Genomic DNA, 22,744 nt, shown 5'->3' on the forward strand with positions numbered 1-22,744 from the left:
CAAAGCCAAATTTGCCGCAATTTTACCTTTTTCTGCCGCCCAAACCAAACATTCCGAGTACAAATTTTGCACCTTCACGGGCAAGTGTGTTCGCGAAAGTACGCCCGGCGCGGGATTTCATCACAGATTCAAACATTCCCGGCTCTTCCTTTACTTCCTTTTTACGCAGTGTTGGCTCGGCTTTCTGCACAGCCTGTTCCATACGGTTGGTAAGCATCTCGTAGGCGGAATCTTTGTTCAGTGACTGTTCATATTTAGCTACGAGAGCAGACTTATTGGTCAGTTCAGCCACTTCCGCGTCCGAAAGTACGTCCATCCGAGACTCCGGAGAAATCAAAAAAGTGTGAACGAGCGGTGTTGGAATTCCCTTTTCATCTAATGCGGTGATAAAAGCTTCGCCAATACCTAAATTTTGGATCAGTTCGCTTGCATTGTAATATTCGGTTACGGGATAATTCTCCACCGCTTTCGTAATTTCCTTTCGGTCTTTCGCCGTGAATCCGCGCAGCGCATGCTGAATTTTCAGACCAAGCTGCGAAAGTACATTTTCCGGCACATCGCCCGGAATTTGGGTAATGAAATAAATTCCGACACCTTTTGACCGGATCAGTTTGACCATCGTTTCAATCTGCGACAAAAGGGTTTTCGAAGCTTCTTTAAATATCAAATGCGCCTCGTCGATAAACAACACAAGTTTCGGCTTGCCAGAATCTCCCTCCTCCGGGAAGGTCATATAAATTTCAGCAAAAAGAGACAGCATGAACGTAGAAAACAGTTGTGGCTGACTTTGAATGTTCGCAACGCGCAGAATATTCACCACACCTTTGCCGTCGCGCATGTGCAAAAGATCCATCACATCAAAACTCGGCTCCCCGAATAATTGCGCTGCGCCCTGCTGCTCCAAAGCCACGATAGAACGCAGGATAGCGCCAAGCGAAGCCGGTGCGATAGAACCGTAATTATTGGCAAGGTCTGCTTTGCCTTGTGAATTATCTGTGACGTACTGCAAAACTTTCTTTAAATCATCAAGATCAATCAGCGGCAAGCCTTTGTCATCGCAATATTTAAAAACAATTGACATGATGCTCGTCTGGGTATCATTCAGATCTAAAATCTTTGACAGCAGAAGCGGCCCGAATTCGGTGACCGTTGCCCGAAGCTTGACTCCTTTTTCACCTGAGATTGACATTAATTCCACCGGAAAAGATTGCGGCTGATAGGGCAATTTGGTTTTTGCGTAACGGTCGGAAATCATGCTGCTTTCCGCACCGGCTTCCGCAATGCCCGAAAAATCACCTTTTATATCCAAAACCAGCGACGGAATGCCCTGATGCGAAAGCTGTTCGGCAAAAACCTGCAGGGTCTTGGTTTTTCCGGTTCCGGTAGCACCCGCGATAAGACCATGTCTGTTCAGCGTTTTCAAGGGAATCCTGATGTCGGTTTCTGCGATCACCTCACCATCCAGCATGCCTTTTCCGAGGGTAATAAAGCTTCCTTTGGTGCTGTAGCGCGCTGAAAGTTCCTCAATAAATTTGATCTTATTGTGCATTTTAGTATCTTTTTAATGTTTAAAGTTAAGGAATGGCGGTCAAACAACCGGTAAACAGCGGGTGTGAATTTAAAGCCAAACTGTATAAAAGTCATCTCTAACGAACAGTTCTAATCCGGAATTCTACCTTAAATTTAGTAGTTTTGTGAAGCTCAATTTTTCAAAAAGGCAATTTTTTTTCTGCACTTTCAAAAATCCAAAATTTAATAATGGAAATTTTAGGTTACCTATCGGCAATCATCATCGGACTCGTAATGGGTCTTATCGGTGGCGGCGGAAGTATCCTGAGTGTACCGATCTTTGTCTATGTCTTCGGGTTTGATGCCGTCACCGCCACAGCCTTGTCGCTATTTGTAGTGGGCGTCACCAGCTCCGTAGGCTCCGTAGGGTTTATTCGGCAGGGACAGATTAATTACCGCACCGCTTTCACCTTCGGCATTCCTTCAATTTTAGGTGTACTCTTTTCGCGGCGGCTTGTTTTGCCGCATTTACCGCACTATATCATCAACCGATGGGGAATTACGCTTACCAAAGACATGTTTTTGCTGCTGCTGTTCTCTATCCTAATGTTGATCGCGTCTGTAAAAATGATCCAGAAAAATGAAAGACCGCGGCTGCGAAAATATGATGAGGTCAACTACACACTCCTTGTTTCTCAGGGTTTGCTGGTCGGAATTATTACCGGACTGATTGGCGCTGGTGGCGGGTTTCTGATCGTTCCCGCACTGGTCATGCTGCTGGGTCTCACGATGAAAAGAGCCGTAGCGACGTCGCTCTTCATTATCTCGATGAACTCGCTGCTTGGTTTTTTGAGTACGATGAAAATGGTGAAGCATGACTGGGGATTTCTGCTCGTTTTCAGTGCCTTATCCGTACTCGGAATCTTTATCGGTTTGGGGCTGTCAAAAAAGATGGACGGCCGCAAACTGAAGCCGCTGTTTGGCTGGATCGTACTGGCAATGGGGCTTTTCATCATTATTAAAGAAATATTTTTAAAGCAACAATTTTAAACTATGAAAAATATAATTTTTGGTCTTTTTGTGATTTTAAGTGTGGCCGCATGCAAACAATCCACGACAGAAAATGCTTCGGAAAGCGCTTCGGCAGAGGCCGAACTGGTTCAAAAACCGCTCGAATTTAAAAACGATGCGGGCGAAAACCTTACAGTCACTTATTACTCCGAAGGCGATTTGGTCGCTGTAAAACTTACACCAATCGACGGAGGTGAACAAAGACTGGTCGCGAAAACGGTAAATCACAGCGGAAACCCAATTTTCACCAATGAAAATTATATGTGGGAAATCGTGCAGGATGGGCAGGCCGGAAAACTGTCTGACAAAGCCGGAAAAACTACAGAATACAGGTTATCCCAACAGGCAGATTGACACGTTCTATCAGATCAACCCTTTAGGCGCGCAACATTGACGTATGTTTGTGCCATAAATTTTTTAATATCTCTTTAAGATGAAAATCGAACAGATCTATACCGGATGCCTCGCGCAGGGCGCTTATTACATCGTTTCTGAAAATGAAGCCGCGATCATCGATCCTTTACGTGAAACCAAACCTTATATCGAAAGGCTTGAGAAAGACGGTGTGAAACTTAAATATATTTTTGAGACGCACTTCCATGCAGATTTTGTGTCCGGACATTTAGACCTGTCCAAAAAAACCGGTGCGCCTATTGTTTACGGACCCACCGCAGAGCCGGATTTTGAAGCAATCATCGCCGAGGACAACCAGATTTTTGAGATAGGAAATATTAAAATCAAAGTACTCCACACACCGGGACACACACTCGAAAGTTCTACATTTCTGCTAAGTGATGAAGATGGCAGGGAAACCGCGATATTCTCGGGAGACACGCTGTTCTTAGGCGATGTTGGCCGTCCAGATTTAGCACAGAAAGCCGCACATATGACGCAGCAACAGCTCGCCGGAATGCTTTACGAAAGTTTGCAGAGCAAGATCATGCCGCTGGCCGATGACATCACGGTGTATCCAGCTCACGGTGCAGGTTCCGCTTGCGGCAAAAACATGCAGAAAGAAACCGTAGATACGCTTGGAAACCAGAAAAAGACCAATTATGCACTGAATCAGCCGGATAAAGAATCTTTTGTCCGGGAGGTTCTCGACGGACTTTCAGCGCCGCCAAAATATTTCGGAATGAATGTCGCGCTCAACAAAGGCGGCTACAGCAGTTTCGAAGAGGTGCTGGAAAAAGGCAACAATCCATTGGACACAGAAGCATTTCAAAATCTGGCGGAAGAATCGGGCGCATTGATCCTGGATACGCGGTCCGCTGCAGATTTTCATAAAGGTTTTATTCCGAATTCGGTGAACATCGGTTTAAAAGGAGATTTCGCACCCTGGGTTGGCGCAATGATCGTGGATGTGCAGCAGCCGATTTTGCTGGTTTGTGACAGCGGTACCGAGGAAGAAGTGATCACGAGACTATCCCGCGTTGGCTTCGACAATGTGTTGGGCTATCTTTATGGCGGTTTTGAGTCCTGGAAAAATTCAAATAAAGAAACAGACAGCATCCACAGGATTTCGCCACAAGAATTTGCCGAACAATTCAATGAAAATTCAAAAGTAATCGATGTAAGAAAAGAAAGCGAATATGAAGCCGAACATGTGGAGTATGCGTTCCGCAGGCCGCTGGCAGACATTGGCGAATGGGCTTCAACGATTGATGACCGCGAACATTTCTTCATTCACTGCGCGGGCGGCTACCGAAGTATGATTGCTGCGAGCATCCTGAATTCGCGCGGAATCCGCAATTTCTCTGAAGTTGATGGTGGCTTCAATAAGATTAAAGAAACCGGTATCCCTAAAAGCAACTTCGTTTGTCAAAGCAAAATCTGATGGTTTTAAGAAATTTACTTCAGCTCTTTTTTCTGATCACCGTGTTTTCGTGCACCGCAGTTAAACCTGTGGTTGAAGATACACTGATTAGCGTGAAAGAACTTGTAAAAGATCCTGAAACCGCGCTCGTTGACGTGCGAGTTCCGGAGCAGTTTACGGAAGGAAGCGCTGCCAATTCCGTTAATATTCCGCTTGCGACGATAGAAAACAATCTTGATTTCTTCCGTAAACAGAAAAATACAGTCATTTTCTGCAACACTGGTCGGCAGGCTAATGTAGCGATGACTGTTTTAAAGAAGAACGGAATTAAAAATGTCCATTACGGCAAAACGCTCAAAAATGTAAAGGCAATTCAAGCCGAAAAATGAATTTAATCTGATTTTAATTAATTATGTCACAGCAATTCAACGAGTTAATTAATTCAGAAAGACCTGTACTGATCGATTTCTTTGCCACCTGGTGCGGCCCGTGCAAAGTGCAGTCTTCGGTTCTGAATACGGTGAAAGACAACGTGGGCGACGCGGCAAGAATTGTAAAAATCGATGTCGATGAATACCCGACAATCGCGGCTGAATATGGTGTGAGAGGAGTCCCGACCTTAGCAGTATTCAAAAATGGCCAGCTTCTCTGGAAGGAAAGCGGCTTACACGATGTAAATACATTAACCAATCTGCTGCACGAATTCGCGGGAGCCTAAAGTATTCTGAAAAAATCGCGGTCACCCAGAAACTGAAATTTTTCGCGAAAATTATTGAGGCTTTCCATATCGAGTTCCGCAATCACCTGTTGGTCCGTGACTTCTGAAATTATTTCTCCGTTCGCATTGAAGCAATAGGAGCTCTGCGGGTAATGAAGATTGTTCCCATCTGTTCCGATTCTGTTCAAACCAAATACATAGCACTGATTTTCAATGGCTCGCGCCTTCAACAGTGTTTGCCAGGCATCAATTCGGGCTTCAGGCCAGTTTGCAACATAGAAAATGGCATCATAATCATCATTATTACGCGCAAAAACCGGAAAACGCAGGTCATAACAGACTTGCAGTAAGATTCTCCAACCGTTAAAATTAACAATTACCCTTTCCGTGCCCGGCGAATAAGTTTTGTGTTCGCCCGAAAACGAGAACAGATGCCGCTTGTCATAGAACTGGTAGCTTCCATGGGGGTTTACGAAGTAAAAACGGTTGTAGAACTTGCCGCTTTCATTTACAGAGGCACTTCCGCATAAGGCAGAGCCAGTCTTTGCGGCGAGACTTTTCATCCAGCGGAGTGTCTCATTGTCACGGTCTGCAATTTCTTCCGCTTTCATATAAAATCCCGTCGGGAACATTTCGGGAAGCATGATGATGTCGGCCTTCGAATGTTCGGTTTGGCGTTCAATCTGCTGAAAATTAGCTGTTTTATCTTTCCAGATTATGTCTAGGTTAAGCCCTGTTACTTTTAAAGTTTCCATTTCTATATCATTAAAAAAGTGCCATTAAATATACAAATTAAATAAATAGAATTTCGGCGCGTCAGGCTTTGGTCTTATATTTGATGCCATGCAACGCAATACTGTACCTTTTATGAAAAGACTAATGATTTTGATCGCCTCCGCCCTACTTTCGGCACCTGTGGCGGCACAGGCATGGAGCGGGAATGGTGATCAGAAAGTACAGATTGGCATTAGCGGTTGGGGAAACGGCACCGGAATAACAGGAACTTACGATTATGGAATCAGCAATATGCTGTCCCTAGGTGCCGGCGCAAACATCTATTTTGATGACGACAAGGATGGTGAAAATAACAACAATTTCTTCCTGTTCGGAAGATTTAATGTTCACCTTCAGGATGTATTAGGTTTGCCGGAACAGTGGGATGTATATCCCGGGCTTGATGTAGGCGTTCTCGGAAATACGCTTGGTCTCGGGGCACACATCGGCGCAAGGTACTTCTTTAATGAAAAGTTCGGCGCCTTCATAGAAGCCGGAAACAACGGAAGCATTGGTGTTTCAATCAACTTATAAAATAGTAAACAAACATTAAAAATAAACATTATGAAAAAGTTAATCTCTGGCGCTGCACTGGCAGTTGCAATGATTTTAGGAACTGCGGATGCTTCCGCGCAAGCCTGGAACGGCAAAGGTGACCAAAAACTTCAGGTTGGTTTCAACGGATGGGGCTATGGTAACGGAATCACAGCTACGTACGATTATGGTTTAGGAAGCATCGTTTCCCTCGGTGCAGGTGCAAACTTCTATTTCGATGGTTATAAAGATGACAACGAAGACAACAACGTATTCCTTTTCGGTAGATTAGGTTTCCACCTTCAGGAGCCACTTGGTTTGCCTGAGCAGTGGGATATCTATCCAGGTGTTAACTTAGGTGTTCTGGGCAAAGACTTCGGTTTCGGTGCACACCTTGGCGTAAGATATTTCTTCAACAACAATGTAGGTATCTACGGTGAATTCGGAAACAATGGTAGCTTAGGTGTATCATTCAATTTCTAAGAGACTCCTCACATTATATAGGAAAAGGTTCTCAATTTTTTGGGAACCTTTTTCTTTGAAGATTCCGTATCTTCGCCAATCTGAAATTTTTAATACAAATCAATGACGCTTATACAGTTGCTGCAGTTTATTCTCAGCATTTCCATTTTAGTTGTTCTGCATGAATTAGGGCACTTTCTACCCGCAAAATACTTCAAGACAAAAGTTGAAAAATTCTACCTGTTTTTTGATCCATGGTTTTCGCTCGCCAAGGTAAAATTCCGTGGTACCGAATATGGTATCGGCTGGCTTCCGTTTGGCGGATATGTGAAAATTGCCGGGATGGTGGACGAAAGTATGGATACCGAGCAGCTGAATAAACCGGCAGAACCGTGGGAATTCCGAAGCAAACCGGCGTGGCAGAGGCTTATCATCATGCTGGGCGGCGTTACCGTAAATTTCTTTTTGGCATGGCTTATTTATTCATCTTTAAGCTATTTTAAAGGTGAAACATACCACGACAATACCAAATTCGAAAACGGAATAGCAGTGTCTGAAGCGGGACGGAAAATGGGCCTCAAAACTGGCGACAAAATCCTTAAAATCGACGGCAAGACCGCTGACCGCATGGAAACCTCAACGGTAAACATGCTTTTTGCGAATGAAGTTACCGTGGAAAGAGACGGGAAAGAAATCACCTTCCCGGTAGATGAGCACGGCGTGGCTGCGGTGTTGGCTCAAAATGAAGCAAAAGCGTACTTTTCCCCAAGATTCCCTGTGGTTATCGACAGTTTAGTACCTAACGGACCTGCAAAAAATGCCGGTTTACAGAAAGGTGACCGAATCGTCGGCATCAACGGCAAATCTATCAATTACTTCGATGAACTTGGGACTGAACTTGAAAAATTCAAAAATCAGGATATCAACCTTAGCATCCTCCGGGATAATACGACCAAAACTGTAGTTACAAAAGTAGATGGCAAGGGAAAACTCGGTTTCACTACGGACGTGAACGTGGCTCAGGCCTCACTGGAAACCGCACGCGTTACCAAAAACTATACTTTGTTGGAAGCCATTCCGCGCGGATTGACCCGCACTATTGATGTGCTAACGATGCAGATCAAACAGTTTAAAATTGTTTTCAATACGACCACGGAAGGTTACAAGAAAGTTTCAGGTCCTATCGGTATCATCAAAATGATGCCTGAAACGGTGAACTGGGAGTTTTTCTGGAGTTTTACGGCGATGTTTTCCGTTTGGCTGGCTTTCCTGAATCTGATTCCGATTCCGGGTCTGGACGGCGGCCACGTGATGTTCACGCTTTGGGAAATGATCACGGGGAAACCCGTACCGCAGAAGGTATTGGAGAACGCGCAGATGATTGGCGTCATTTTCCTGCTCGGACTGATGGTGCTGATCTTCGGGAATGATATCGTAAAATGGATTACAGGAAAATTTTAGAAATTCGGCTAAAATATTTTGGCAGTATTCAAAAAGTTTTTATATTTGCAAACGCTTAAACAAAGGAGCAACACTCCTCCTTAGCTCAGTTGGTTAGAGCATCTGACTGTTAATCAGAGGGTCGCTGGTTCGAGCCCAGCAGGAGGAGCAAAACCATCACAGAAATGTGATGGTTTTTTGTTTTTAAAATTTTGAATTAAAAAAAACCTGCAGCTTTAGCCACAGGTTATTTTTTATAATGATGGATGACAGTTACTGCTTCTTCACCGCTTTCGCAATGTTAATAATCACCTTCACCGCTTTTTCCATAGATTCTAATGCTACGTATTCGTAAGGTCCGTGAAAGTTAATTCCTCCCGCGAAAATGTTTGGACAAGGTAAACCCATATAAGAGAGCTGCGCGCCGTCTGTTCCGCCGCGGATGGCTTTTATTTTAGGCTCAATATTCGCGTCCTTCATCGCCTGCTCGGCAATATCTACGATGTGCATCTTACCTTCGAACTGCTGCTTCATATTGCGGTATTGCTCCTTGATCTCTATTTCCGCAGTTCCTTCGCCGAATTTAGCATTAAATTCTGCTACTTTTTCGGTAATCAACTTCTTTCTGGCTTCGAATTTAGCTTCATCATGATCACGAATGATATATTGAAGTTTAGCTTCTGAAACATCAGATTTCAGGTCCGTTAAATGATAAAACCCATCAAAACCTTTGGTCGTGGAAGGCGTTTCGTTTTCGGGAAGCATCTTGATAAACTCAGCCGCCAGAAGCGAAGCGTTCACCATTTTTCCGAACGCGTAGCCCGGATGCACGCTCAAACCGTGAATTTTCACCACGGCGCCGGCGGCATTGAAATTTTCGTATTCAAGTTCCCCTACTTCACCCCCGTCCATCGTGTATGCCCATTCGGCACCGAATTTTGCAACGTCAAATTTGTGCGCGCCTCGTCCGATCTCTTCATCAGGCGTAAAACCGATCGCGATTTTTCCGTGTTTGATGTCGGGATGTGCCAGTAAATACTCCGCAGCGGTGACGATTTCAGCGACACCCGCTTTGTCATCAGCTCCCAAAAGTGTGGTTCCGTCAGTTGTTATTAAAGTTTTACCTATATAGTCTTTTAAACTCTCAAATTTAGAAGGTGAGAGCGTGAAACCCGTTTCCTCATTCAGAAGCAGATCGCCGCCATCATAATTATCCCAAATCTGTGGATTCACATTCTCTCCGTTGAAATCGGGCGAACTGTCATAATGCGCGATGAAACCGACAACCGGCTCATCATCATTTTCGAGGTTTGACGGCACATAGGCGTAGATGTAGCCGTTTTCGTCAATGGAAACATCACTCAGACCGAGGGACTTCAGTTCTTCAAAAATATAGTTGGCGATATCCCACTGTCGTTCTGTGCTCGGCGTAGATTCGCTTTCAGGATCACTGGTAGAATAAATTTTAGCATAAGTGATGAAACGGTTCTGAAGTTTCAGTTTCCATTCCAGATCAAATTCTATCGTCTTCATTTTTAAGTAAATTTGAGTTTAAGCAAAGGTAGCAAATCACAGTTGGAAAAAACTTCCGGAACTGCCCTTTTTTAAATTGCTATGGCCCCATTTTCCGCCTGAAAGCGCATTGCAAAAAATTATTATCTTTGGAAAAACCGAATAACAAACAATGTTTTTAACCGAATGTCCACGCGACGCCATGCAGGGTTGGGGAGAATTCATCCCGACTCAGAAAAAAATCGACTACATTAATTCACTGATGGATGTAGGTTTTGATGTGCTCGATTGTGGAAGTTTCGTTTCCCCGAGATCTATTCCGCAGATGGCGGATTCCGGAAAGGTGATCGATGAGATTGACAAAGGAATTTCGAACACCAAACTATCAGTAATTGTCGCCAATGTACGTGGTGCCGAGAAGGCGCTGGCCCATCAGCAGGTTGATATTCTGGGATTTCCGTTTTCAATATCAGAAACTTTCCAGCACAGAAACACGAACAAAGGCCGGGAAACCGCCTTCAATGATATTGTGAGAATCCTGGAACTGCTGAAAACAGATGGCCGTACGCTGAACATCTATTTTTCGATGGCTTTCGGCAATCCTTACGGTGAAATGTGGAAATGGGAGGATGTAGATTTTTGGGCACAGCGTTTCAGCGATATCGGCATTAAAAACATCTTGCTTTCCGATACCACCGGCACAGGATCCGTGGAACAGATTGAGCTTCTTTTCAGTAAAATTCCCCAAAAATACCCTCATATTGATTTTGGCGCACACTTTCACAACCGCTACGAGGATTCTTATAAAAAACTGAAAGCCGCCTACGATAACGGTTGCAGGAGATTTGATTCTGCCATCAAAGGAATTGGAGGCTGCCCGATGGCAAAGGATGATTTGGTGGGGAATATGCCGACGGAACAGGTGATCAATTTTATGGCATCTGAAAGAATCGAACATTCACTGAATTTGCTGCACTTCGAAAGTTCATATAACAGAGCCAAGGACATCTTTCATTTTTAAATTAATCCTGAATCTAGCCCGAAATTTTATCGCCAAGTCCGCGGATGTCTTTGCGGATTTCCTGGAACATGTTTTTAATCTCAGTGTCAGAGGAAGCGCCGGGTTTATAATCCTGCGGCAAAATACCGCGCACGTAACGCCAGATTTCCACGATTTCCTCTAACGCGATCTCGTAAGGCGGGTAAAACGGGTTGTCTGCCGCCACCGTAATAGATTTTTCGTTAACCGCTACCAGCGTCTTGTAGGTAATGCCTTCCTGGGTGACGAAAATATAGCCTTTGTCGGTTTTTAAGTCCGAAATATTCTCCACATATTCTCCGATAACGTAGGAACCGTCAGCAAATGGCGGCATAGAATCTCCGTCAGCCAGAAACCCGCGGTACTTGCCATGTTGCAGAAAAGGCAGCTTCATCCTTTGCAGACTTTCCATATAACCGGGATCCATATATCCTTTCAGGTAGCCCATTGAAGCCTTTTGCGGCACGATTTCAATATAACCATCGCCTTCATCATCGATCAATACCGGCAGTACGATCCTGTTATCGGGCAGTTTCAGCATTCCTTCAAGCGGATATTTGCGGACATCCACCGTCAGCAGCAAATCTATGCTTACATGGAAATATTTTGAAATCTGTATGAGAATATCATACGGCGGTTCTGAGCGGCCACTTTCGTACTTCGAATAACGGTCGCGGCTGATGCCAAGCTGTTCGGCAAAACCGTTTTGAGATAAATCTTTTTTACCTCTTAGAAACCTGATGTTATCTGAGAAAACTGACATTGGGACAGATTGTATCTGCAAATATAATGTTTTTGGGACAAATAGTATATACTTTTGTCCCATGAATCATGCGATTGCACATATGGATCTGGACACCTTCTTTGTGTCCTGCGTGCGGCGGGACAACAGCCAACTCCACGGAATCCCTCTGATCATCGGAGGTGGAGACCGCGGTGTGGTAGCATCGTGTTCGTATGAAGCACGGTATTTCGGGGTTCGGTCTGCCATGCCAATCCGAATGGCACTAAAACTTTGCCCGGATGCCAAAGTAGTGAAAGGCGACTATGATATGTTTTCAAAACTATCACATGAAGTCACCGAAATCATTCAACAGCGTGTGCCTGTGATGGAAAAAGCCAGCATCGACGAGTTTTACTTGGATCTTTCTGGTATGGATAAATTTTTCGGCTGTTACCAGTGGACACGGGAAATCGCGGAAGAAGTGACCAAAGAAACCGGCTTGCCCATCAGTTTTGCTCTTTCTGTGAATAAAACCGTGTCTAAAATCGGCACTGGAGAATCTAAACCGCATGGAAGGCTTGAAATAAAAGAAACACAGATCAAACCTTTTCTGAATCCGCTTTCCATAAGAAAAATCCCGATGGTGGGAGAAACTACGTTTCAGTTGCTCTCCAGGATCGGTATCCGCACCATAAAAACCCTTTCAGAGATGCCCGTTCTTACGCTTCAACAGATGATCGGTAAGAACGGCACCGAACTCTGGAAAAAAGCCAACGGCATTGATGAAACTCCGGTAATTCCCTATTCCGAAAGAAAATCTATTTCAAAAGAACACACATTTTCGGATGATACGATGGATATTTTCGCGATGCGGAGCCTGATTTCGGGCATGGCAGAACAGCTCGCGTATCAGTTGCGGAAAGAAAAATGGCTTACCTCCACGGTTGTCATAAAAATACGGTACGCCAACTTTGATACGGAAACCAAACAGCAAAAAGTGGCTTACACGGCGGCAGACCATACGTTAACAAAAACCGCCCTGGGCCTTTTCGATAAAATCTATACCCGAAGAATGCGGCTGCGGCTTGTGGGGCTCCGTTTCACGGGCTTGGTACACGGCAGCCACCAGATGAATCTTTTTGAAGATACTGAGGAACTGATGAATCTCTATCAGACGATGGACCGCATCAAAAACCGGTTTGGCTCAGAAGCCGTGGGCCGAGCTGCAGGCTTCCATTATCCTGCGAAAATTTCTGAATCTCCTCAAAAAGCCTGAAAATAATGTTTCTGAACTGTCATTCTTTTCACAGCCTGAGGTACGGAACTTTATCCGTGGAAGAACTCGTAAAACAAGCGCACTTATTCGGAACTAAAGAACTAGTTCTAACAGACATCAATACTGTTTCGGCTATTTATGATTTTAAAAAAGCGTGCGAAAGCTATGGCATCAAACCCATTATTGGCGTAGAAATAAGGAAAGAAAACCGCCTGCTCTACATTGCCGTGGCCAAAGAATTTTTGGGAATCGGAGAGATCAACCGGATGCTCACCGCCTGCAACTGCGATGGAGCCGAACTTACCGAAACCGCCCCGGAATTCCGCAAAGTTTTCATCATCTATCCGCTCAGCAACTGCCCCGAAAGCCTACGGGAAAACGAATACCTCGGCATCCGCGAAGAGGAAATCAACCTGCTGATGAAACCGGAGCTAAAAGCGAAAATCCCCAAAATGGTGATTTGGCATCCCGTGACATTCAGCACTAAAAAAGAATACAACCTTCACCGGATCCTGCGTGCAATCGACGGAAATACGTTGCTGTCTAAGCTTAATGCTAATGATTTCTGCGCCAAAACCGAGTTCTTCAAGCCTGTTGAAAGCATTAAAAATGCATTCGCCAACTTTCCGAAAATCATTGCCAACACACAGAAAATTCTGGATGAGAGCGGTTTTGATTTTATATTTAAAGAAAAAGTAAAAAATAAGAAGTTCTTCACCACTTCCAAAAAAGATGACATGAAACTTCTCCGCCAGCTCGCCTATGCCGGGCTGAAAAGAAGATATGGCGAACATGATGAAGCAGCGCGTAAACGGACTGAAAAAGAACTCAAAGTAATTGACCAACTCAATTTCTCCGCCTATTTCCTCATCACGTGGGATATCATTCAATACAGCAACACCCTGGGTTTTATGCATGTTGGCCGGGGCAGCGGTGCCAATTCCATCGTAAGCTATTGTCTGGGAATTACCGATATCTGCCCTATCGAACTCGATCTTTACTTCGAACGCTTCCTGAACCTCAACCGGAAATCACCACCTGATTTTGATATTGACTGGAGCTGGCAACACCGTGACCAGATTCTTGACTACATCTTCACCAAATACGGGAAAGAACACGTGGCCTTTTGTGGAACGAACGTAGAATTCAAATACCGCTCAATTTTTCGGGAGGTGGGTAAGGCCTTTGGTCTGCCTAAAGAAGAACTAGATACCCTGGCCACAAAACCCCTCAGCGACCATCACGAAGACAAAATAGTGCGGCTGGTGCATGAATACGGCCAACTGCTCGAAAAGTTTCCGAACCAGCGCAGCATGCATTCTTGCGGGATCCTGATTTCCGAAGATCCCATCACCGATTATTCCGCGCTGGAAATGCCGCCGAAGGGTTTCCCGATCGTGCAGTTTGACATGCATGTAGCCGAAGACATCGGATTGGAAAAATTTGACATCCTTTCGCAACGGGGTCTTGGAACGATTAGCGACACAGTGCATCTCATTAAAAAAAACCGCGGAATTGAAGTCGATATCCGGGATACTTCTATTTCTAAAGATGAAGCATTGTGTAATGAATATTTGGCAGTAGGCAAGACAATAGGATGTTTTTATATAGAGAGCCCAGCAATGCGCGGGCTTTTAAGACGTTTAAAATGTGGTGATTACATAACTTTGGTGGCCGCCTCTTCAATCATCCGACCTGGTGTGGCGCAAAGCGGAATGATGAAGGAATACATCTTCCGGCACAACCATCCCGATAAGTTCGAGTACTTCCACGAAGTCTTTAAAGAAAACCTCAGCGAAACGTACGGAATCATGGTCTATCAGGAAGATGTGATCAAGATTGCGCAGTACTATGGCGGGCTTTCACTGGCAGACGGCGATATCCTGCGCCGAGCAATGAGCGGAAAAGGCCGGTCCCTGGCCGCGCTGCAGAAAGTGAAAGACCATTTTTTCGAATCGTGCAGGAAGCAAGGACATCCGGAGAATCTTTCGAAAGAAGTTTACCGCCAGATTGAGTCTTTTGCGGGATATTCTTTCTGCAAGGCACATTCAGCATCCTACGCGGTGGAAAGTTACCAGAGTTTATACCTAAAGGTGTATTATCCGCTGGAGTTTATGGTTTGCGTCATCAACAATCAGGGCGGTTTTTACCGGACAGAAGTTTACGTTCACGAAGCGAAAATGTCGGGCGGGTTGATTGAAAACCCATGTGTGAATAATTCCCGCTTTGAAACTACACTTAATGATCAAACGGTTTATCTCGGATTCATGCATCTGCAGAGCCTTGAAACCCGCATTGCCCATGAGATCGCAGAAGAACGCACGAGAAACGGACTTTACCATTCCCTCAAAGATTTCATCCGGCGCATCCCAATCGGTATTGAAACCGTGCAGACGCTTATATTTATTGGCGCTTTCCGGTTTACGGGCAAGCCCAAAAATGAACTGCTGATCGAGGCGCGGCTGCTGCTGATCAATTTCAAGCCGGAAAACCGCACGATGATGCTTATTGAGGAACCTGTAGCCGAATACAGGCTGCCGGAACTGAAGCGGGATCCTTTTGAGGACGCTTTTGATGAAATAGAGATCATTGGTTTCCCGGTTTCGTGTACGCCGTTTGATTTGCTGGAAACCAAATACCGCGGTTCTGTTTTCGTAAAAGATCTATTGAAATTCCACAAAAGACAGGTAAAGATGCTGGCGTATCTTATTTCGAGAAAACACGTCCCCACCAAGAAAGGCACGATGTATTTCGGAACCTGGATCGATGTAAACGGCGATTATTTCGATACTGCGCACTTCCCGGACAGCCTCGAAAAATATCCGTTTCAGGGGGGAGGCTGCTACCTGCTGCTGGGGACAGTGGAAGTAGATTATCATTTCCCGACCATCACCATTCACAAAATGGCAAAGATGCCGATGATACCGGACCCTCGCTATTCTTATCATAAAGAAAAGCAGTATGATGTGCACCGCCAGCTGAAGGAGGATGTGAGCATGACCTTCCGCCAACCGTATCCGCAGGAACACGAAATCGGGTTGCCGAGACATAAACTGCGCAGCTAAAGTGCAGTGAAAAAATAACGAAAGAGAAAATATCGGCTATTCTAGCCGTGACCGAACGGCCTGTCTGAGCTCTCCCGCGCTGAAAAAAGATTTTTTTCAGCGCGGGAAGCGAGTAGTGAGGGCGCGTACGCCAGTGGAAAACTGCGTAAATGGTGTAGCTCCAAATAAAAAACCCGACAGCTATGAACTGTCGGGTTTCTGTATTTATTCTGCAAATATTATTCTGCTGAAGTCTCTTCTGCTGCCGGAGCTTCGCTCTCTGCACCAGTTGTCTCTTCATCATCATCTTCTGCTGCAGCACCGCCTTTGCTCGCTGTTCTAGACATTTTAACAGCTACTACCACTGCGTTGTCCGGATGCATGAACGTAAAGTTATCGGTTTTGATGTCACCTACATAAAGTTTGTTACCAATCTTAAGCGGCGTAACATCTACCACGATCTCATCCGGAAGGTTTGCCGGAAGAGCCTTAAGTTTAAGTTTTCTGAAAGACTGACGCATCGCACCACCGGCTACAACACCTTTTGAACGACCCGTGATTCTTACAGGAACTTCCATTACTACAGCTTTGTTTTCATCTAACTGATAGAAGTCTGCGTGAAGGATCTTGTCTGTCAATGGGTGAAACTGGATGTCCTGAAGCACGGCAGGAATAGTTTGTCCGTCAACCTCAATAGATACCGTGTGTGCTTCAGGAGTATACACCAAACCTTTGAATGCTCTTTCTTCTGCAGAAAAGTTCAGGGTTTCAGCGCCTCCGTAAACAACACAAGGAACTAATTCAGCATCGCGTAAAGCTTTCGTAGATTTCTTGCCCACGCTTTCTCTTTTTGTGCCTTGAATTGTAATTGATTTCATTATAATCTGTTATAAAAATTTTAAGGGTGCAAATATAGGTAAATTTACTTTAAATGATAAATTTATCGCTGATGGATTTATGCTCATGTACCATCCGCATCACATCTGCGAAAAGTTTGGCGCAGGAGAGCACTTTTATTTTTGAGGAAAGCTCGGTTTTGATAGGGATTGTGTCTGTGACAATCACCTCTGAAAGCTGTGAATTTTCGATGTTTTCATACGCTTTTCCCGAAAGTACGCCGTGTGTAGCCATCGCGCGGACACTTTTGGCACCTCCTGCGATGAGGATGTCTGCGGCTTTGCAAAGTGTTCCGGCAGTATCTATCATGTCATCGATGAGGATCACATTACGGTCTGTCACGTCACCGATAAGGAACATTTCTTCTACCACATTGGCTTTCTTACGCTCTTTATACGCAATCACTACCTCTGCTCCAAGGTGACCGGCGTAGTTTTTGGCGCGTTTTGCACCTCCCATGTCAGGCGAAGCGATGGTAAGATTCTCAAGGTTAAGCGAAAGAATATGATCAATGAAAAGTGTAGACGCATAAAGATGATCCACCGGAATCTCAAAAAAGCCCTGAATCTGGTCTGCATGCAAATCCATTGTCATGACGCGAGTGGCTCCTGCAGCTGTAAGCAGATTGGCGACCAGCTTGGCTCCGATAGGTGCGCGGGGCTGATCTTTGCGGTCCTGGCGTGCAAGCCCATAATACGGAAGGACGACGGTGATGCTTTTGGCCGAGGCTCTTTTGGAAGCGTCAATCATCAGCAAAAGTTCCAGTAAATTATCCGCCGGGGGAAATGTGGAACCGATAAGGAAAACGCGGCCGCCACGTACAGACTGGTCTAATACCGGCTCGAACTCGCCATCACTGAACTCCTGAAAATTGATTTTACCCAGCTCCTGGCCGTAGTGTTGTGCGATCTTTTCTGCTAATGCCTTGCTCGTTCTGGTTGAAAACAGATAACTTGCCTGGTGAGCCATTTTTTTTATTGTTTTAGGATGTGCAAATTTAAAAAAATAAAACCACCAGACGAATCTGATGGTTATATTCAAAAAACAATCTTAGAATAAGTTTGCTTATGGGAATTTAACGCCCGAATATGAATTCACATTCACCATTGGTAAAGTGGATCTGTATTTTGAATTGATGGCTTTGATGAACTCATTCGCGATAAGAGCATAGCCTCTTCCGGTAAGGTGAACACCATCCAGCGAGAAAGTACCGCCGGTTACAAAGGTAGCATTGTATTTAACTCCATCATACTGAATACCTGAAGCCTTAGAAAGCTCAAGCATCTTGGCGTTTGCATCCACAAATGCCAAGCCTTTAGAACTTGCGATTGATTTTAAAGAAGCGTTGTATGCTGTGGTAGCCGCTAAAACTCTTTCCGTTTCTTTTTCTGTAAGTACGTACCTGTCTTCTAACGGAACGGCGGTACCTGCACTAATGCCTCGGGGGTTACACGTAGCATCATACGGTTTCAGCAAAGCTGCTGCCGGTAAAGTGATTAGGTCTTTCATAGTCGTTTGACGGTACGATTTTAGAGCGGGATTATAAGAAGTAAGATCCTTCAGTTCTTTATCTAAAATTACAGCACCATTGGCAACTGCACCCGCAGTAAAGCGGATAATACGATTCTGATACTCTGCCTCCGAAAGAATACCTGCATTTTTCAACTGAAGAATTCCAGCGTTGTAAGGAGCATAAGCGCCGTTAAGCTGTGTTGCCTGCGCATCGGAAAGTCCGCTTATCGGCATACTGGGTACAGTTTTAAAATAAGGGATTGCCGTGACATTTGGGATATTTGCAATTACCCCTTTGGCTCCGTTTGCCGTCAGTGCAGCAATATACTGAGAAATAGTACCAGCAAAGACAGTCGGATCCGTAATGTCATTGGAACCATACGTTACAGGATTAAAATTACCTGTCTGATCTACGCCGATACCACCACTGGTGGCATACGAAAGTACATCATTATTTCCGATCCACAGCGAGAAGAAGGTCGGAGCTTGTGCAACCGCAGCTGCTACCGGGCTTACCCCAGTAGAGAAACGTGCATAATATGGATTGGCGCTTCCATAAGTGGCAACTCCTAAGTGGAACGATTTTGCTCCGGGAATACCTAAGTTTTGGTAAGGTCCCTGAGCGGCAATATTATCCAGCGCTGCTTCCGGCGCAGTAGGCGAGGGCGAAAGAGCGCCACACACCACGCCAAGGGTATATTTCCCTGCAAAATCTCCTGTGGCTTGATTAAATAAATTCGTGAATCCACCAGTGTTGTTTGGCATCATAGGCTGCTTGAACTCGCCACCGCCGGCCATTTTCATTTGCATTGCAAGCATATTGGGATAAGATTCATTCTGTCCGTCAATATACAGAGCATTGTCACGATATCCGGAAGTAAGTGAGTTCCCGAGAGCTACATATTTGGAAAAGTTTGCTTCGCCGCTTGTAACCACGATATCATTGACATCCTGATCAAAATCTGTGTCACAGCTTACATTAAAGAGTAGGGCTGAAACCGCTATTGTTGATATTAATATTCTTTTCATAATTAAAAATAATTCTTAAAATGCGTTGTAAGATAAGCCTAAGCCGAAGTAGTAGGCTTTTGCTTTCGCCTGGCCATTAAAGTTGTAAAATGTGTTTCTCACATCCCGCGGAGTCTGGAAGTTGTAAGCGGCAGCCAGATCGATTCCAAGGCCGTTCCACTTATAACCGATACCTCCTGTGATTACGTTCGCTTCGAAAGAAGGGCTTTCGGCACTGAAACCTTCGTCTCCGTAAGGCGATTCGTCATGGTAATATCCTAATCTCGCTGCAAAGCTATCGGTCACCATATATTGTGTTCCTACACGCCAGGTCTGTGTGCTCTTCCAGTTCTTAGGTGTAACCAGTTTTGTAGGATCGCTTGCCTGGTTTCCGATCGGTGCGTTTTCGAAATCAAGTGTCAGACTATTATACTGAGCCCAGCCACTGTAATTAAAATCACCGGAAACCTGCCATTTTGGTGTAATCTTATATGTTGCACCAATGGTATATTCGTCAACCAACGGAAGCATTGCGGTGAAATTATCCTGTCCGTTACCGTCAATTCCGATAAGTGGGAACAAGCTTGGCGAAACGTCAAATGTTGCAACGCCCGCATCAGCATTCATATCCACCGGCGAACGGTAGGCGATACTCACGTCCAGTTTATCAGACGGACGGAAATAGAATCCGAGTCCGAAACCGGTACCTGAAGCCTCGTCATCCTTAATATTAAGGGTGCCGTCAAACTGTGTCAGGCTCTTCGTCCAGTCTACCGTACCTTTAGCATAGATGAAACTTCCACCCACAGACATCCACGGAGCAAGTTTAAAAGATACCATCGGTTGGAAATAAAGTGCTTTTAGCTCAATTTTCTGCACAATCTCTCTTCCTGCCCAGTCATTAGGCCATACAATGGTACTGCCATAAGGTGTGGAAAAACTGAAACCTACAGAAACATTGTCTACAACTTTGTAGGCAACGGCTGCATAAAGAGGCGTCCCAAGCGGATTATCCGTGTTGAAAGACTGCATATTCTCAGGATTCTGATACGTAATTTCAGTACTGATACCGAAACCACCTGCTGCCACACTCAGTTTATTCGGGATGAAAGACATTCCCGCCGGATTAAAGAATGCAACGCTCGCGTCCTCCGCGTGAGCACTGGTATGCGCCATTGCAAGCTGCTTCACTCCCTGCAGGGAAACCCTGAAGCCTCCCGCATGCATTACTACACCTGCCAAAAGTGCTGCTGATACAACTAATTTTTTCATAGACATTTCATTATTAATGTTCCAAATATAAAATTATTTTTTAACTAATTGTTAACAAGTCATAATTTATTTTAAACAGGTTCCCCAAATGCCGTACTGTTTAAAATCTATAACCGATAATTTTGGTCAGAAATCTACTAAATAAGGCAGGTTTCGTTAATTGAATATAATACTTAATTAAAAGAATTTAATTTAAATAAAATTGCAAAAAAGCATACAAATCACCAAATTTTAAATTATATGATTTGCATAATATTATTCATTTTGATGCACAATACGCAATGCATGTTATTTTTTATTAAATATATCTAATTACGCATGTGCGCTGACAGACCTCATTTTGCACAAAAAAATTTATACTAAATTTGCACGAAATAATATATAAAATATGAGTTGTGGATGCAAAACATCCGGCGATTCTTCCCACTCCTGCGGTACAAAATCTGCAAGTGGCTGTGAAAATGTAAATACCTGCGGTAATAGCTATAAATTAAGTGTTTTTGATTGGCTTTCGAACATTAATAATCCTTCGGAATCAAAGTGTGACTTTGTAGAAGTGAGGTTCAAGAACGATCGGAAATGTTTTTTTAAAAACGTAAATAATTTGCCGCTGCATATTGGCAGCGTAGTCACAGTAGAATCAAGTCCGGGTCATGATATAGGCGTGGTAAGTCTCACCGGTGAACTGGTGGGTATACAGATGAAGAAGAAGTTCGCTTCCGAAGATAATCCTTTGAAAATTTATCGCTTAGCCAACCAAAAAGACATCGAAGTTTGGCAGGAGTCTCGTGCAAAGGAAGAAAGCGTAAAGATATTAGCTAGAAAAATAGCTTATTCGCTGAATCTCAGCATGAAAATAACCGATGTAGAGTATCAGGGTGACGGCGGTAAGATTACATTTTACTATACGTCTGAGACACGTGTAGATTTTCGGCAGCTTATCAAAGAATATGCGTCGGCTTTCCGCACAAAGATCGATATGAAACAGATCGGTTTCCGTCAGGAAGCGGCGAAAGTTGGAGGTATCGGTTCTTGCGGACGTGAATTGTGCTGCTCAACCTGGCTTACAGATTTCCGTTCGGTAAATACCAATGCTGCGCGCTATCAGCAGCTGAGCATCAATCCCCAGAAGCTTGCCGGTCAATGTGGCAAGCTGAAGTGCTGCCTAAATTATGAACTCGACAGTTACCTCGATGCTCTGAGCGATTTCCCGCCTTCAAATGCAACATTAGATACAGAAAAAGGGCGTGCCTTCTGCATAAAAATCGATGTTTTCAAGAAGAAAATGTGGTTTGCTTATGTGGAACGTTCAATGGCCTGGTATGATCTGGATGTCGCGGACGTGAAAAAACTGATCGCACAAAATAAAAAAGGCGAGAAAACACCACCGTTGGAAGATTTACAGAAACACGATGTTGCCGTAAAATCTGTAGACCTAATCCAGGAAAGCAGTGTGGACCGTTTTGAGCGCAAAAACAGAAATCCAAATCAAAACCGGAAAAAAGGCAAGCCAAACCCAAATCAAAAACCGGAAAACCGCTCTCAGCCTAAATCTGCCGCGCCGCGAAAGCAGAATTCTGAAAGAAACGCGCCCAAAGGAGAACAGCCACAGGCAGGAGGACAGCCCAAGAAATTCAAGAAAAAGTTTCAGCCAAAACGTGATGACCGTGCGTAGATTGTTGCCCGCTTTGTTTTTTTCAGCCGTATTATTATCGTGCACTGACTCTGCTGAAACAGTTGATATGAAGCGTCTTGACGGAAGCTGGCCGAAAAATGACGAACAGAAGTTCAGTTTCAGCATTTCAGATGCCCGAAATCCTAAAAACATTATATTTGTTGTAAGGAACAATAATGATTATCCGTACAGTAACATTAGGCTGATCGTAAAATTAAATGAGGGGAAACGCGTTTTAAATGCTGATACTCTTAATTACATCCTTGCACAGCCCGATGGTACCTGGCTTGGAAAAGGTTTTGGTGATACGAAGGAAATCATGTTTCAATACAAATTAAATTATAAGTTCCCACGCAATGCGCAGTATGAAATTGGGGTCACCCAGGCGATGCGTGCAGACAGTCTGAAAGGAATTGAAGATATTGGCGTAAAAATAGAAACGCTGAAACCGTAACGTAATT

Annotated in this window: 21 protein-coding genes and 1 tRNA gene; 14 read left to right on the forward strand and 8 right to left on the reverse strand. The window is 44.4% G+C overall.

The genetic code is table 11. The annotated features are described in order from the left end of the window. Positions 1–22: 22 nt before the first annotated feature. Positions 23–1,549: a helicase HerA-like domain-containing protein gene (locus H9628_RS02425; RefSeq protein WP_251832521.1), complete on the reverse strand. Its 1,527-nt coding sequence runs from the start codon at positions 1,547–1,549 to the stop codon at positions 23–25. 209 nt (positions 1,550–1,758) lie between these two features. Between H9628_RS02425 and H9628_RS02430 the strand changes: the two genes are divergently transcribed. From H9628_RS02430 to trxA, 5 genes are all read left to right on the forward strand, one after another. Further along, positions 1,759–2,559: a sulfite exporter TauE/SafE family protein gene (locus H9628_RS02430; protein WP_251832522.1), complete on the forward strand. Its 801-nt coding sequence runs from the start codon at positions 1,759–1,761 to the stop codon at positions 2,557–2,559. A 3-nt stretch (positions 2,560–2,562) separates the two neighbouring features. After that, the gene (locus tag H9628_RS02435) at positions 2,563–2,934 is read left to right on the forward strand and encodes a hypothetical protein (protein ID WP_251832523.1); all 372 of its coding nucleotides are present in this window, start codon (positions 2,563–2,565) and stop codon (positions 2,932–2,934) included. Positions 2,935–3,013: 79 nt separating this feature from the next. Further along, on the forward strand, positions 3,014–4,417 hold the full coding sequence (locus H9628_RS02440) for an MBL fold metallo-hydrolase (protein WP_251832524.1): 1,404 nt from the start codon (positions 3,014–3,016) through the stop codon (positions 4,415–4,417). Beyond that, positions 4,417–4,785, forward strand: coding sequence for a rhodanese-like domain-containing protein (locus H9628_RS02445; RefSeq protein WP_251832525.1), 369 nt, complete (start codon positions 4,417–4,419; stop codon positions 4,783–4,785). The genes H9628_RS02440 and H9628_RS02445 overlap by 1 nt, the downstream gene beginning before the upstream one ends. 23 nt (positions 4,786–4,808) lie before the next feature. Further along, a complete protein-coding gene (trxA, locus tag H9628_RS02450) occupies positions 4,809–5,114 on the forward strand; it encodes a thioredoxin (protein ID WP_251832526.1) in 306 nt (101 codons plus the stop codon). On the opposite strand, the gene H9628_RS02455 is transcribed toward trxA, so the two are convergent. Continuing rightward, complete coding sequence (locus H9628_RS02455) at positions 5,111–5,869, reverse strand: amidohydrolase (protein ID WP_251832527.1); 759 nt, start codon at positions 5,867–5,869, stop codon at positions 5,111–5,113. The two genes, trxA and H9628_RS02455, sit on opposite strands and share 4 nt — an antisense overlap. A gap of 112 nt (positions 5,870–5,981) precedes the next feature. Between H9628_RS02455 and H9628_RS02460 the strand changes: the two genes are divergently transcribed. The 4 genes from H9628_RS02460 (at position 5,982) to H9628_RS02475 (ending at position 8,493) form a co-directional block, all read left to right on the forward strand. Next, entirely contained in the window at positions 5,982–6,422 is a 441-nt protein-coding gene (locus H9628_RS02460; protein ID WP_251832528.1) for a DUF6646 family protein, read from the forward strand. 30 nt (positions 6,423–6,452) lie between these two features. Next, positions 6,453–6,905 (forward strand): porin family protein, encoded by a 453-nt coding sequence (locus tag H9628_RS02465; protein WP_251832529.1) that lies wholly within the window; start codon positions 6,453–6,455, stop codon positions 6,903–6,905. Between the two features lie 102 nt (positions 6,906–7,007). Beyond that, positions 7,008–8,345 carry an RIP metalloprotease RseP gene (rseP, locus tag H9628_RS02470; RefSeq protein ID WP_251832530.1) on the forward strand — a complete coding sequence of 446 codons (1,338 nt, stop codon included), beginning with the start codon at positions 7,008–7,010 and terminating at the stop codon, positions 8,343–8,345. Positions 8,346–8,419: 74 nt separating this feature from the next. Further along, a tRNA-Asn gene (locus H9628_RS02475) sits at positions 8,420–8,493 on the forward strand. A gap of 104 nt (positions 8,494–8,597) precedes the next feature. Here H9628_RS02475 and pepT read toward each other — a convergent pair. Further along, positions 8,598–9,857 (reverse strand): peptidase T, encoded by a 1,260-nt coding sequence (gene pepT, locus H9628_RS02480; RefSeq protein WP_251832531.1) that lies wholly within the window; start codon positions 9,855–9,857, stop codon positions 8,598–8,600. A gap of 151 nt (positions 9,858–10,008) precedes the next feature. Between pepT and H9628_RS02485 the strand changes: the two genes are divergently transcribed. Continuing rightward, the gene (locus H9628_RS02485; protein ID WP_251832532.1) at positions 10,009–10,857 is read left to right on the forward strand and encodes a hydroxymethylglutaryl-CoA lyase; all 849 of its coding nucleotides are present in this window, start codon (positions 10,009–10,011) and stop codon (positions 10,855–10,857) included. Between the two features lie 13 nt (positions 10,858–10,870). Here H9628_RS02485 and H9628_RS02490 read toward each other — a convergent pair whose 3' ends face one another. Further along, entirely contained in the window at positions 10,871–11,638 is a 768-nt protein-coding gene (locus H9628_RS02490) for an XRE family transcriptional regulator (protein WP_251832533.1), read from the reverse strand. Between the two features lie 61 nt (positions 11,639–11,699). Between H9628_RS02490 and dinB the strand changes: the two genes are divergently transcribed. Together dinB and H9628_RS02500 are read left to right on the forward strand one after the other, a co-directional pair. Next, positions 11,700–12,875 carry a DNA polymerase IV gene (dinB, locus tag H9628_RS02495; protein WP_251832534.1) on the forward strand — a complete coding sequence of 392 codons (1,176 nt, stop codon included), beginning with the start codon at positions 11,700–11,702 and terminating at the stop codon, positions 12,873–12,875. A gap of 5 nt (positions 12,876–12,880) precedes the next feature. Continuing rightward, positions 12,881–15,940, forward strand: a complete 3,060-nt coding sequence (locus tag H9628_RS02500; RefSeq protein ID WP_251832535.1) for a DNA polymerase III subunit alpha — start codon at positions 12,881–12,883, stop codon at positions 15,938–15,940. A 218-nt stretch (positions 15,941–16,158) separates the two neighbouring features. Here H9628_RS02500 and H9628_RS02505 read toward each other — a convergent pair whose 3' ends face one another. The 4 genes from H9628_RS02505 to H9628_RS02520 form a co-directional block, all read right to left on the reverse strand. Continuing rightward, positions 16,159–16,797 (reverse strand): 50S ribosomal protein L25/general stress protein Ctc, encoded by a 639-nt coding sequence (locus H9628_RS02505; RefSeq protein WP_251832536.1) that lies wholly within the window; start codon positions 16,795–16,797, stop codon positions 16,159–16,161. Positions 16,798–16,846: 49 nt separating this feature from the next. Beyond that, on the reverse strand, positions 16,847–17,785 hold the full coding sequence (locus tag H9628_RS02510; RefSeq protein WP_251832537.1) for a ribose-phosphate pyrophosphokinase: 939 nt from the start codon (positions 17,783–17,785) through the stop codon (positions 16,847–16,849). 96 nt (positions 17,786–17,881) lie between these two features. After that, entirely contained in the window at positions 17,882–19,357 is a 1,476-nt protein-coding gene (locus H9628_RS02515) for an SGNH/GDSL hydrolase family protein (protein ID WP_251832538.1), read from the reverse strand. A 15-nt stretch (positions 19,358–19,372) separates the two neighbouring features. After that, entirely contained in the window at positions 19,373–20,608 is a 1,236-nt protein-coding gene (locus tag H9628_RS02520) for an OmpP1/FadL family transporter (RefSeq protein WP_251832539.1), read from the reverse strand. Between the two features lie 388 nt (positions 20,609–20,996). Here H9628_RS02520 and H9628_RS02525 point away from each other — a divergent pair, with 388 nt between their 5' ends. Together H9628_RS02525 and H9628_RS02530 are read left to right on the forward strand one after the other, a co-directional pair. Continuing rightward, the gene (locus H9628_RS02525; protein ID WP_251832540.1) at positions 20,997–22,283 is read left to right on the forward strand and encodes a PSP1 domain-containing protein; all 1,287 of its coding nucleotides are present in this window, start codon (positions 20,997–20,999) and stop codon (positions 22,281–22,283) included. Next, the gene (locus tag H9628_RS02530; protein WP_251832541.1) at positions 22,270–22,737 is read left to right on the forward strand and encodes a gliding motility lipoprotein GldH; all 468 of its coding nucleotides are present in this window, start codon (positions 22,270–22,272) and stop codon (positions 22,735–22,737) included. Before H9628_RS02525 ends, H9628_RS02530 begins: the two co-directional genes overlap by 14 nt. Positions 22,738–22,744 lie beyond the last annotated feature (7 nt).

It is taken from the genome of Kaistella pullorum (genome assembly GCF_014837035.1).
GTDB classification, from domain to species: domain Bacteria; phylum Bacteroidota; class Bacteroidia; order Flavobacteriales; family Weeksellaceae; genus Kaistella; species Kaistella rhinocerotis.